Consider the following 13545-nt stretch of genomic DNA (forward strand, 5'->3'; position numbering starts at 1 on the left):
TAATGAAAACCAGAAGTAAAGTAGTAGAAGTTGTATTGTTTGAAGTCAATCCCGGATACTCACAGAAAGAAGCTGAAAGAGCATTAGCTTCTCTAAATGATGTATTAAAATTATATTACGGATTTATAGAAAGAACCACAGCAAAAAATGGAGAAGGTAAATACATCGATATTGTATATTGGAGCGACATGAAATCTGCCAAAGATGCCGCTTCTGGTATTATGAAAAACGATATAGCAACTTCTGCTTTTAGTATCATTAAACAAGAATCCGTTCAAATGCATCACTTTGATACATTTAATCACTTTGAAGAATAATATCAAAAATCGATCATGTCAATATTTATTTTGGATATGATTCTTTTTAGCAAGATTTTCTAATCAAAAATTAAAACGGTTTAAACAATAAGGCATTATAAATTTATAATGCCTTATTGTTTAAATAAAATTATTACCTAAAAATAAACAAAAGCAGAATAAAATTCTTTTATTAGTTAAATAAGTGGATTTAATACCTGATTATGGAGTTTTATTGGAACTTCATTATTTTATAAAGCACTATACACAAGTATTTTACATCAGTATAATAATATACTTTGTTTGCTTTTTTTTAGATATTGGACTTTGATTTTGGTAGTAAAAGATATTATTATATTATGACTTCTTCTCTCATCAAAAAGTAAGTAAAATGTTTTTTTACCTAAAAAAATAACATTTCAATTTATAAATAAAATAGAAAAAGACTAAAAAGTGTTTATGTGATCATAAGAGATTATACAGAATTTTGTATCTATCTTATGGCGTGTATTTAAGCATTTTACGGGAAGTGTTTGTAATTTTTTATGACAACTTATTGTATTGTTTTTTTATATTTCTCAAGAATAATAATGATGATAATGGAGGTTGTAATAATGTATAAGAAAATGAATGTATATATGTTTTTTACTCACAATTAATTTAGAATATTTTTCTAGATAGATAATTTGTATTGGAATATTTTTCTTTTAGGTTTGCTTTGTAAATGGCTAAAAGAAAAAAAATGAATACATATAGAGATGCAAACCAGATTTTAGATTCAATAATAATAGGGGCGGGGCAAAGTGGATTAGCAGCAGCATACTATCTTAAGCAATTAAACAGAAATTTTGTTGTAATAGATAGCAACTCTGAAATAGGAGAATCTTGGTTAAAAAGATGGTCATCATTAAAACTATTTACACCTTCTCAATATAATAATTTACCTGGGTATGATTTTCCCTCGCCTAAAGGGCATTATCCAAATAAATATGAAGTAGCAGAATATCTAAAAATGTATGCAAAAAAATTTGAGTTTACCGTGTTGTTCAATAGAACGGCTTCAGCTATTAAAAAAGAAAAAGGTGTTTTTGAAATATTTTGCCAGGACGAAATATTTTATGCGCAAGAGGTAATTGTAGCAAGTGGACCATTTCATATTCCATTTGTGCCAGGTTTTTCGAAAAATGTCTCTAATGATGTTATTCAAATACATAGTAAACAATATTTGAATCCAGATCAGTTAAAAGAAGGAAATGTATGTGTGGTGGGCGCAGGAGATAGCGGTGTTCAAATCACTAAGGAAATTGCTGAAACAAACCGCAAAGTATATCTGTCATGTGCAGAAAATACTTTTACGACGTTCCCTCAAGAGTTTTTAGGTAAAACACTATGGTGGTGGTTGAAGATATCGGGATTACTTTCTATAAGAACAGGTTCGTTTCTGGGGAAATATATTCAAAATAGACAACAACCAATTATTGGTACAGATGTAAAAGCATTACTCAATAAGTCCAATGTTTTCAAAGTCGGTTTAACTACAAATTATAAAGACAACAAACTTCATTTTCAGGACACTTCTACAGAAGTATCTAATATAATATGGGCAACGGGGTATAAACCAGATTTTGGTATGCTGAAATTTCCAAATATTTTGAATGTCAATGGATATCCAAAAAACAAAAGAGGAGTTTCAGAGATTTACGGCCTTTATTTTATAGGGTTACCCTGGATGCAGACAAGAGGTTCTGCAACTCTTGGGGGTGTAAAAAAAGATGCTAAATACCTCTTTGAGTATCTGAAAAAACAAAATTTAAAACCTATGAAATCTACAGTACAAGTTGATAAAAAGAAAGAAGAAGTATTAGAAGTTGTGAATTAAAGTGAGGAAAACTCATATATCCTTTCTATGCATAAAGCAAAATCTAATAAGAAAAAATCGTATGTGTTCTGTTTTTTTTTTTTATTAATTTTGATAACACTTATCGTTTGATACTTATATAGATGATCCCAGAACATATTCTTAATAGAAAAGGAGCCAGAAGTTTTAAAGACCTTGATGATGAAGTTATATCTTATTTAAATAAAGGATTAATCCAAACAGCAAATCTTATGGAGTGGCTTACCGTAGACCAGTTGGCACTCTTAAAAAAAATCCTTGATGATATAAAAAAACCGGATTGGTATGATAATTTTTATGAAGCGGTATCTGCCCAAAAAAAACCTTCTGCTAATGCTAATACCAAAGTTATAGGAACGACTTTTCTAGAGCTAACCAATGATCAAAGTATTATTGATTACCTTTCTAATCATATTTCTGATGTTCCCAGATGTTGGGTTGCCTATTGGGCAGGTCTTAGAGAAAGTAAAATTGATAAAAAACTTGAGGCTATTGCTCCTTATGCAGCAGATGTACACTTTGGAGTTAGAGAAGTAGCTATATTTTCTTGTAAAGAAGGTATTATAGAACATCTTGATATGGCTATTGATGTTTTATCAGAATGGACTTCTAGCAATGATGAAAATATTAGGCGATATGCAGTAGAAGCTACACGCCCTATAGGAGTGTGGACTAAAAAAATAGACGAACTCAAAGAACACCCAGAAAAAGGAATCTCACTATTAGATCCTCTTAAATCTGATCCTTCTAAATACGTTAGAGATTCTGTGGGTAATTGGCTCAATGACGCCAGTAAATCTAAGCCAGAATGGGTTAAAAATGTATGTTCAAGGTGGGAAAAAGAATCTACTACCAAAGAAACACGGTATATTCTAAAAAAAGCATTACGAACTATTAATAAGTAAAGTTCTTTATTGCGACAAAATAGCTGTTTTTTACTTTTTTACACGACCTGATTTTGAATATATCAATAGTTAGAAAATGATATAATCTAACCCGTTCTATTGCGAATTCTTCATCGAATGTTGATAATGAAATTTTTTGGTTATTTTTTTATTAAATAATCATTAACACTGCTTGTTTTTGAGATAACTTCAACCGGTATCTATTGGGTTTTTCATAGTTTTAAATGATTTTTAAATCAATAAAAACAGATTAAAAAAAATAGGTTCGTTTTATTCATGAATATTTTTCATATAAGTTTTGAGTGTTATCCCATTGCCAAAGTTGGAGGGCTTGCAGATGTTGTAGGTGCTTTGCCAAAATATCAAAACAAAATGGAGCATACAACTAGTGTAATAACTCCGTTTTATGACAATCAGTTTGTCAAAGATTCGAAACAAAAAACTATATATAAAAGCACAATACGGTTAGGAGAAATCACATATCCATATAGCATAGAGAAAGTACAATCTTCTGATATTGTGTTCAATGCATACTTGGTATACATCAAGGATATGTTAGATAGACCTAATGTGTATAATCATGAAGATGATGCAGAACGATGCATTACTTTTCAATTAGCGGTTCTAGACTGGATAACTGTTCTAGAAAAGATGCCCGATATAGTTCACTGTCATGATCATCATACTGCATTGATGCCGTTTTTGATGACTCATGCAGATCCATATACAAATCTTCAGGAAATACCTACGATTTTAACCATTCATAATGCACAATATCAAGGGCAGTTATCGTATGATAAATTACATTATTTACCTGCTTTCGATAGAGATAAAATAGGACTACTAGATTGGGATAACTGTATTAACCCTCTGGCTTCGGGAATAAAATGTGCCTGGAGAGTGACTACAGTTTCCCCAAGTTATATGGAAGAGCTGCAAGAAAATGCAAATGGTCTGGAAAGGCTATTAAGACATGAAAGAAAAAAATGTATCGGAATCCTCAATGGAATTGACACCTATACTTGGGATGCCGAGACAGACCCAATGATAATTAGTAACTACCAAAGAGCCAATGTAGTTTCTGGCAGAAAGGAAAATAAAAAATGGATTTGTAATCATTTTGATCTAGATATAAACAAACCTCTTTTTGGCTTCATAGGACGATTAGTAGGAGAAAAAGGAGCAGATCTATTACCAGATATCATAAAAGAATCACTACATACTACCGATATAAACATTATGATTTTGGGTTCAGGAAATTCTGAAACCGAAGAACAATTACAGGTATTACAAGAAAAATTTGCTGGTAGATATAATACATACATAGGGTATGACGAAAAATTATCTCATATCATTTATGCAGGAGTAGACTTTTTATTAATGCCATCTCGTGTAGAACCTTGTGGCCTTAATCAGATGTATGCATTACGATATGGTGCCATTCCTATAGTTAGAAGAATAGGAGGACTTAAGGATACGGTTATAGATATAGGAGAAGAAGGTTTTGGAATATGTCATGATAATGCTTCTGTACAAGAGGTTTGCTATGCGATAAAACGTGCGGTAGTTCTATATGAGGATCAAAAAAAATATAAAGAAATACAAAAACAGATTATGAAAATCGATCATTCATGGGATCGATCTGCTCATCAATATATCGCCATATATGAATCACTAATACCATAAAATGATCAACAAAAAAATTCTTGCCATTATTTTAGGAGGAGGTCAGGGAACCCGATTATCCCCTCTTACAGACCAACGATCTAAACCTGCAGTATCTATAGCTGGAAAGTACAGATTAGTAGATATTCCAATTTCTAATTGTATACATTGTGATATAAAAAGAATGTTTGTGCTTACCCAGTTTAACTCTGCATCCCTAAATAGGCATATTAAGAATACGTATATTTTTAGCAATTTTAGCGATGCTTTTGTTGATATTCTGGCAGCAGAACAGACTCCGGATAATAAAACATGGTATCAAGGTACTGCAGATGCAGTACGCCAATCGATGTATCAATTATTAAATCATGAGTTTGAATATGCATTGATCTTATCTGGTGATCAGTTATATCAAATGGATTTTAATGAGATGTTAGATGCTCATGTAGATAAAGGAGCTGATATATCAATTGCAACTATACCTGTTAAATCGAAGGAAGCTACCCAGTTTGGAATCCTAAAAACAGATGAGAATAGTTTTATCTCTTCTTTTGTAGAAAAACCAGAGCTGAAAGAACTTTCTGGATGGGAGTCTGAAGTAAGTGATGAAATGAAAAATGAAAATAGGCACTATCTGGCATCTATGGGAATTTATATATTTAATAAACAACTCCTGGTTGATATTTTATCTAATTCTGATACTATTGACTTTGGAAAAGAAATTATTCCTCAGGCAATTTCAAAAAATAAAGTATTGGCATATCAATATGAAGGATATTGGACAGATATCGGAAATGTACCCGCTTTTTTTGAAGCAAACATTAACTTAACCGATGATATTCCTCAGTTCGATTTGTTTAACAAAGAAAATTCGGTTTTAACCAGGCCACGTATACTTCCTCCTTCAAAAATTTCGGGTACCCGATTAAACAAATCCATGATTGCCGAAGGCTGTATTATTAATGCCAAAGAAATAGAACGCTCTGTAATTGGTATTCGCTCAAGAATTGGAAACGATACAATGATCAAAAATACCTATATGATCGGAAGTAACACTTATCAAAATATGAGTGAATTAGAAAATGATCATAACAATGGGATTCCGCCGATCGGTGTAGGAGACCGATGTACTATTACCAATACTATTATCGATAAAGATGCCAGGATAGGAAATGATGTTGTTATTAATGGAGGAACTCATCTTGAAGACACCGAACAAGATTCATATGTAGTAAGAGAAGGTGTTGTTGTTATAAAAAAAGGAACTGTAATCCCTGATGGATTTAAATTATAGTATGTATGGGTAGTGTAACTCCTTGTAGTTTCTTTTCAGAATTTGATATAAACCTTTTTAAAACAGGTAAACACTATCGTCTATACGAAAAATTCGGTTCCCATATCACTACAATTAATGGAGTAGAAGGTACCTATTTTTCTGTTTGGGCACCTTCTGCAAAATCAGTTTCTGTAATAGGAGATTTTAATCGTTGGGTAGAAGGAAAACATCAATTATATGTACGATGGGATGAGTCCGGAATATGGGAAGGCTTTATTCCAAACATAGGAAAAGGAAGTGTGTATAAATATAAAATCCACTCTAATCATAATGATATCAAGACAGAAAAGGCAGATCCTTATGCCCGGCGGTGCGAACATCCTCCAAAAACAGCTTCTGTTGTCTGGGATGATAGTTATAATTGGGAAGATGCAGCATGGATGAAGAAACGTAAAGAGTACAATGCTCTTGATGCTCCTTATTCTATTTATGAAGTGCATTTGGGTTCTTGGAAAAAAAAGATAGAAGAAAATCGGTCTTTATCATATATAGAACTGTCTGATGAATTAGTTTCTTACGTTAAAGAAATGCAGTTTACTCATGTAGAATTGATGCCAGTGATGGAGTACCCTTATGATCCTTCATGGGGATACCAGATTACTGGATATTTTGCGCCTACGTCTCGTTTTGGATACCCAGAAGAATTTAAAGTATTAATTGATAAGCTTCATCAAAATGATATTGGAATTATCTTAGACTGGGTACCATCACATTTTCCCGAGGATACTCATGGTCTTGGTTTTTTTGATGGAACATGCCTCTATGAACACCCTGATAAGAAAAAAGGATATCATCCAGATTGGAAAAGTCTAATATTTAACTACGGAAGAAATGAGGTAAAAAGCTTTCTGATTAGTAATGCTATTTTTTGGTTGGATCAGTATCATGCTGATGGATTAAGAGTAGATGCTGTGGCCTCTATGTTATTTCTTGATTATTCTCGTGAAGATGGAGAATGGGAACCCAATATATATGGCGGGAGAGAAAACCTCGAAGCTATTGCTTTCATGAAAGAATTAAATGAAGAAGTATATCATAGTTTTCCCGATGTACAAACCATAGCAGAAGAATCTACATCGTTCCCTATGGTTTCTAAACCTGCCTATCTGGGAGGGTTAGGTTTTGGGATGAAGTGGATGATGGGATGGATGCATGATACATTACAGTATTTTGCAAAAGAACCTATTTACAGAAAACACCATCAGAATGATCTTACCTTTAGTATGACCTATGCCTTTACCGAAAATTTTATGCTTCCACTATCACATGATGAAGTCGTTCATGGTAAAAGCAGTATAATCGGAAGAATGCCAGGAGATGAATGGCAGCAGTTTGCTAACCTTAGACTGTTATATGCCTATATGTTTACACATCCGGGAGCAAATCTGCTTTTTATGGGAGCAGAACTAGGACAGCGAGAAGAATGGAATTTTCAGAATAGCTTAGATTGGTATATACTTCAGTATACATACCATTCTGGAATTCAGAAAATAATAAAAGATTTAAATATATTATATAGAAAATATCCTGCATTATATCAACAACAATTTAGTACTTCTGGTTTTGAATGGATAAGTTATGATGATCATGAGAATTCGGTAATTGCATATATCAGAAAAGGAAATGATAAAGAAGATCCTTTGATTATTGTTTGTAATTTTACGCCAATACCAAGAACAAATTATCGCATAGGACTGCCAAATAAAGGAAAATTAATACCATTATTTAATAGTGATGCTACAGTATATGGAGGTAGTGGTATTTCTAACCAAAAAGAAATAACTATAGAAGAGAAAAAATGGCATTATCGAAAATATTCTGTAGAGATTATCATTCCTCCATTAGCAGTTGTTGTATTTAAAATCAATACTCAAGTATATAATAATTTTATAAGCAATTAGGAGTTTCCCAAATCTAACTAATCGAAAAAAGAGAACAGTATGATTATCAATACAGAACTAGAACAAAAAGGAAATTTATTTCCTGGTAAGATCATTTCCTTTTCCCAACATGTAGATACTCTAAATTTTACCACAGAAAACGGAGTAATTCTACAGGTTACTATTCTAAGAGGAAGTGTAATTCGTTTTCGATATGCGACCGATAATAATTTTGAAAAAGACTTCTCTTATGCTATAAGTGAAACAGGAGCCAGGGGGTATAGTATGCTAAAAGTGATTGAGACTGATGTAGAATATACTATTACAACTTCAAAAATTAGTATTTGTATTACTAAAGCAAATATTCATGTAACTATTTATGACAATGAAAGTAATATTATCTGTAAAGATGATTGGGGTTTTCATTGGGAGCAAAGCTATGAGTATGGAGGGAATATTGTGAAAATGAGTAAATCTGCACCTCAGGGTGAGTGTTACTACGGCCTTGGAGATAAACCAATGCACCTTAATCTAAAAGGAAAACGTGTAGAAAATTGGGCAACCGATCAATATGCTTTTGGCAAAGACCAGGATCCACTATATAAGAGCGTTCCTTTTTATATCGGGATGTATGAAGAAAGAGCCTATGGGATATTTTTTGACAATACCTTCAAAACCTTTTTTGATTTTTGTCATGAGCGACGTAATGTAACTAGCTTTTGGGCTCAAGGAGGAGAGATGAACTATTATTTCTTTTATGGTCCTAATATGCAAGATGTGGTTACACGATATACAGATCTAACCGGTAAGCCCGAGTTACCACCACTATGGGCTTTGGGGTATCATCAATGTAAATGGAGTTATTATCCAGAGAAAAAAGTAAAAGAAGTAACTCACAAGTTCAGAGAACTTCAAATCCCTTGTGATGCTATATATCTTGATATCGATTATATGGATGGTTTCAGGTGTTTTACCTGGAATAAAGAATATTTTCCTGATCCCAAACGTATGGTAGCAGAGTTGGCAGAAGATGGGTTTAAAACAGTGGTTATCATTGATCCCGGAATTAAGATTGACGACGAATACTCTGTATATCAGGAAGCGATGAAAAATGATTATTTCTGTAAAAGAGCCGATGGCCCCTATATGCGAGGAAAAGTATGGCCAGGAGAATGTTTCTTCCCAGATTTCACCAATCCAAAAGTAAGAGAATGGTGGGCTGGATTATTTAAAGAAATAATTGATGAAATAGGAGTAAAAGGAGTGTGGAATGATATGAATGAACCTGCTGTGATGGAGGTTCCTGGAAAAACATTTCCAGATGATGTACGCCATAGTTATGATGGTAATTATTGCAGCCACAGAAAGGCACATAATATATATGGTACTCAAATGGCCAGAGCGACCTATGAGGGTGTAAAACGATTTGCATACCCTAAGCGACCTTTTATCATCACACGATCTGCGTATTCTGGAGCACAACGATATACTTCTTCATGGACAGGAGATAATGTGGCTACCTGGGAGCATCTGTGGATTGCCAATATCCAGGCACAGCGTATGAGCATGAGCGGGATGTCTTTTACGGGTAGTGATATTGGAGGGTTTGCAGAGCACCCAACAGGAGAACTATATGCCCGATGGATTCAACTGGGAGTATTTCATCCGTTCTGTCGTACACACTCCTCTGGAGATCACGGTAATCAGGAACCGTGGACTTTTGGAGAAGAAGTTGTAGATGTAACCAGAAAATATGTAGAATTGCGATATCAACTATTGCCATATCTATATACCATGTTCTGGGAATATGCAGAGGCAGGAATCCCCATGCTAAAATCTTTGGTATTGTATGACCAGGAAGATTTGCAAACCCATTATAGGACCGATGAATTTATATTTGGAAACCAAATTCTGGTATGCCCAATACAAGAGCCTAATGCCAAAGGTAGAAGAATGTATATTCCTAAAGGATATTGGTATAACTACTGGACCAGAACATATGTAAAAGGAGGAAAAGAACAATGGGTAGATGCTGATCTGGATATTATTCCATTATTTATTAAAGAAGGAGCAATTATACCTAAATATCCAATACAACAGTATGTAGGAGAAAAGAAGATAGAAGAATTAAAACTAGAAGCATACTATAAACTAGGAAATAAAGAGGTGTCCAAAATTTATGAGGATGCCCAGGATGGGTATGATTATGCCAAAGGAAGATATAGTCTTAGGAGTTTTTCTTTTACAGGGAAAGAAAATGAAGTTATTATTCAGCAACATAAAGATGGTAGTTATATTACCGAATATGAAACGATGCAAATAGAACTGATAGGGCTTCCGTTTAAAATAAATGAAATCGAAATTGACAATGTTGTAGTTTCATTTGAAAGTGTAGGTTTTGATACCAAAAATAATATACTAACTGTGCCTAAAAGTTTTACAGAACTTCATATTATAGCCAAGTAATTACCTTTTATCGAACAATAAGGCATTATATAGATTTTTTGAAAGAAATATTAGCTATTGTTTTTTGATGATAGCCTGTTATTTTCGTAATTTTAACAAAATTGAAAATTCAAGATAATATTAATATATGAACACGCGAAAATCTATAATCCTATTAGGAACTGTTTTATTATTTATGTCCTGTGCGACAAACCCATTTACTGGTAAACAGACATTGGCATTAGTCCCTAATTCTCAGATATTACCAATGGCTTTTCAGCAGTATAATCAATTCTTAGGAGAGAATAAGGTTATAAAAGGAACATCTGACGCACAAATGATCACTCGAGTTGGCCAAAAAATAGCAAAAGCATCAGAACGCTGGTTAAATGCTAATGGTTATCAAGGGTACCTTAAAGATTATAAATGGGAGTATAATCTTGTAGAAGATAAAAATGTAAATGCCTGGTGTATGCCAGGAGGTAAAATTGTATTTTATACTGGGATTTTACCGATTGCAAAAAACGAAACTGGTATAGCTGCTGTAATGGGGCATGAGGTTGCTCATGCATTAGCAAATCATGGTCAACAACGAATGAGTGCTGGTCAAATCCAACAAGTAGCAGGAGCAGCAACTGCAATTGCAGTAAGTGGGAAAGATCAAAAAACACAACAAATCGTTGGTACAGCATTTGGTTTAGGAAGTCAATTTGGAGTAATGCTGCCTTTTAGTAGAAGTCATGAAACAGAAGCTGACCGTATAGGATTACAATTAATGGCAATTGCTGGTTACAATCCTGATGAAGCTGCAGAATTGTGGAAACGTATGAAAGCAAATAGTGGAGGACAAGCTCCGCCAGAGTTTATGAGTACCCATCCATCAAGTGATACGCGTATTGCTAATCTAACAGCATGGGCTCCTGCAGCAAGGGCGGAAGCCAAAAAATTTGGGGTGACCTCTTTTAAATAATTGTAAAGTTTATAATCTTAAAAAGATTATACTTACTTTAGAAGCTGTTCTGAGCAAATTCAGAACAGCTTTTTTTATATAAATTGTTATATTAAATCACTACTCGAAGTGATTGTAATCTGATGGATATATCTTAACTTTATAAGTAAATGAGTAAACTACTACCAAAAGGGCATAAAAAATTATTAAATGCCTGGGCTTTCTACGATTGGGCAAATTCAGTATATAATTTAACGATTTCTTCAGCGGTTTTTCCCATTTTTTGGGGAGCACTCACTATAGTTAGAAATGATCAGGGAGAAATTGTTAATGATACAGTACGCTTCTTAGGGTACGATTTTAATAATGATTCTTTAATAAGTTATGTTACTGCTTTAGCATTTCTAACCGTATCTATAATTAGTCCATTACTTTCAGGGATAGCGGATTATGTAGGGAATAAGAAGAACTTTCTTAAATTCTTCTGTTATTTAGGTGCATTATCATGTATTGGTCTTTATTGGTTTAATCTCGAACACCTTTGGTTTGGATTACTGTGCTACTTCTTGGCCTTAATTGGTTTTTGGGCTAGTTTGGTATTTTATAATTCGTATTTACCAGATATAGCATTTCCAGAGCAACAAGATGCTATTAGTGCCAAGGGATATTCCCTAGGATATATAGGAAGTGTAATTTTATTGATTATTAATCTTGTTATGATCTTAAAATATGAATGGTTTGGTTTTGAAAGTGAAGGTGTACCAACCAGATTATCTTTTATTATGGTAGGAGTTTGGTGGATCGGGTTTAGTCAATACACATATTATTATCTACCGAGAGGGAATAAGAAAGATGTAATAACCAAAGCTGTAATTTTTAATGGCTTTAAAGAGCTGAAAATGATATGGAAAGCGCTTCAGAACGATATACGACTTCGTAGGTATCTAAGTGCGTTTTTTGTGTATAGCATGGCAGTACAAACCATTATGCTTATTGCTACCTATTTTGGAATCGAAGAATTAGACTGGGGAGAACAAAACCCAACTACCGGGTTAATCATAAGTATCCTACTAATTCAGCTTGTTGCTGTATTTGGAGCATACCTTACTTCTAAAGCGTCTTCAAAATTCGGAAACATACAAACATTGATTGTAATTAACTTTATCTGGATTGGTATTTGTGTCTATGCGTATACAATTACCACACCATATCAATTTTATGTTACTGCAGCAATTGTAGGCCTTGTTATGGGAGGTATTCAAGCATTATCAAGATCTACATACTCAAAGTTATTACCAGAAGACGCAGTTGATACAGCCTCATACTTTAGTTTTTATGATGTATCAGAAAAAATAGGTATTGTAATCGGGATGTTTTCATATGGAATTATCGCTCAGGTAACCGGAAGTGTACGATATTCGATTCTTTTCTTAATCCTCTTCTTTGTGGTTGGTCTTGTCTTATTATTCAGAGTACCAAAAACAAAATGATTACATACTAAAACCTTGTAAGGTTTTTATAATAATAAGAAAAAGGGTAAAGGCAAATAAAAATCTTTTATCCTTTTTTTGTGTATTTCATCTGGTTTTTAAGATTATTTGGTCTGTGATAATTAAATATCATTTTGAAATATAATAATATTGGAAACGTTATCGTTATTAGCTATTTTTATATAATAAAACTCACGACAATGAAAAAACTTATGTTAGCGTTGGTAGTTGTACTACTGGCTTCCTGTAATACTACTCAACAAACCGTTATTGCAGCAAAAAAGACCCTGAAAGGGGAGTGGTCTCTTGACAAAATCTCTTATGACCGTCAGGGGATATTTGAAGTAAATCTATATAATGATGCCTCTGCCGAATGTTTTACAGGAAGTGTCTGGAAATTTATCCCAAATAATAATACCGGAAAATATGAAGTAAATCAAAGTAGTTGTGTTTCTACAGGAGCAAGAAACTTTAGATTTACAATTCCTAAGCCCGAGGGTAATGGAGCGTATTATTTTATGTTTAAACCCATAAACGAAAAGAAAAAAAGTACAAATAATAATGCTGGTTACAGAATGCTTTTGGATCACCTTGATGATACTACTATGACATGGAAAATGACTGTAAGCCTAGAGGGGAAACCTTTTGTAATCACCATGAATTTTAATAAATTACAATAAAC

The 13545-nt window shown here is 33.3% G+C and carries 10 protein-coding genes; all 10 read left to right on the forward strand.

Annotation, left to right across the window (positions count from 1 at the left end; genetic code table 11):
- The first annotated feature begins 2 nt into the window (after positions 1-2).
- Positions 3-317, forward strand: a complete 315-nt coding sequence (locus DK441_RS24640; RefSeq protein WP_160112267.1) for a hypothetical protein — start codon at positions 3-5, stop codon at positions 315-317.
- A 721-nt stretch (positions 318-1038) separates the two neighbouring features.
- Positions 1039-2175: an NAD(P)/FAD-dependent oxidoreductase gene (locus DK441_RS24645; RefSeq protein WP_235015830.1), complete on the forward strand. Its 1137-nt coding sequence runs from the start codon at positions 1039-1041 to the stop codon at positions 2173-2175.
- A gap of 122 nt (positions 2176-2297) precedes the next feature.
- Positions 2298-3098 carry a DNA alkylation repair protein gene (locus tag DK441_RS24650; RefSeq protein ID WP_109853206.1) on the forward strand — a complete coding sequence of 267 codons (801 nt, stop codon included), beginning with the start codon at positions 2298-2300 and terminating at the stop codon, positions 3096-3098.
- 276 nt (positions 3099-3374) lie between these two features.
- Positions 3375-4784, forward strand: a complete 1410-nt coding sequence (locus DK441_RS24655) for a glycogen synthase (RefSeq protein WP_109853207.1) — start codon at positions 3375-3377, stop codon at positions 4782-4784.
- 1 nt (position 4785) lies between these two features.
- Positions 4786-6057 (forward strand): glucose-1-phosphate adenylyltransferase, encoded by a 1272-nt coding sequence (locus DK441_RS24660; RefSeq protein WP_109853208.1) that lies wholly within the window; start codon positions 4786-4788, stop codon positions 6055-6057.
- A gap of 5 nt (positions 6058-6062) precedes the next feature.
- Positions 6063-8000 carry a 1,4-alpha-glucan branching protein GlgB gene (glgB, locus tag DK441_RS24665; protein ID WP_109853209.1) on the forward strand — a complete coding sequence of 646 codons (1938 nt, stop codon included), beginning with the start codon at positions 6063-6065 and terminating at the stop codon, positions 7998-8000.
- A 39-nt stretch (positions 8001-8039) separates the two neighbouring features.
- On the forward strand, positions 8040-10445 hold the full coding sequence (locus tag DK441_RS24670; RefSeq protein ID WP_109853210.1) for a glycoside hydrolase family 31 protein: 2406 nt from the start codon (positions 8040-8042) through the stop codon (positions 10443-10445).
- Between the two features lie 127 nt (positions 10446-10572).
- The gene (locus tag DK441_RS24675) at positions 10573-11394 is read left to right on the forward strand and encodes a M48 family metallopeptidase (RefSeq protein WP_109853211.1); all 822 of its coding nucleotides are present in this window, start codon (positions 10573-10575) and stop codon (positions 11392-11394) included.
- 149 nt (positions 11395-11543) lie between these two features.
- Entirely contained in the window at positions 11544-12863 is a 1320-nt protein-coding gene (locus tag DK441_RS24680) for an MFS transporter (protein ID WP_109853212.1), read from the forward strand.
- A 200-nt stretch (positions 12864-13063) separates the two neighbouring features.
- The gene (locus DK441_RS24685) at positions 13064-13543 is read left to right on the forward strand and encodes a lipocalin family protein (protein WP_109853213.1); all 480 of its coding nucleotides are present in this window, start codon (positions 13064-13066) and stop codon (positions 13541-13543) included.
- Positions 13544-13545: the final 2 nt, after the last annotated feature.

The organism is Aquimarina sp. AU58, from assembly GCF_900312745.1.
In the GTDB taxonomy this organism is placed as follows: domain Bacteria; phylum Bacteroidota; class Bacteroidia; order Flavobacteriales; family Flavobacteriaceae; genus Aquimarina; species Aquimarina spinulae.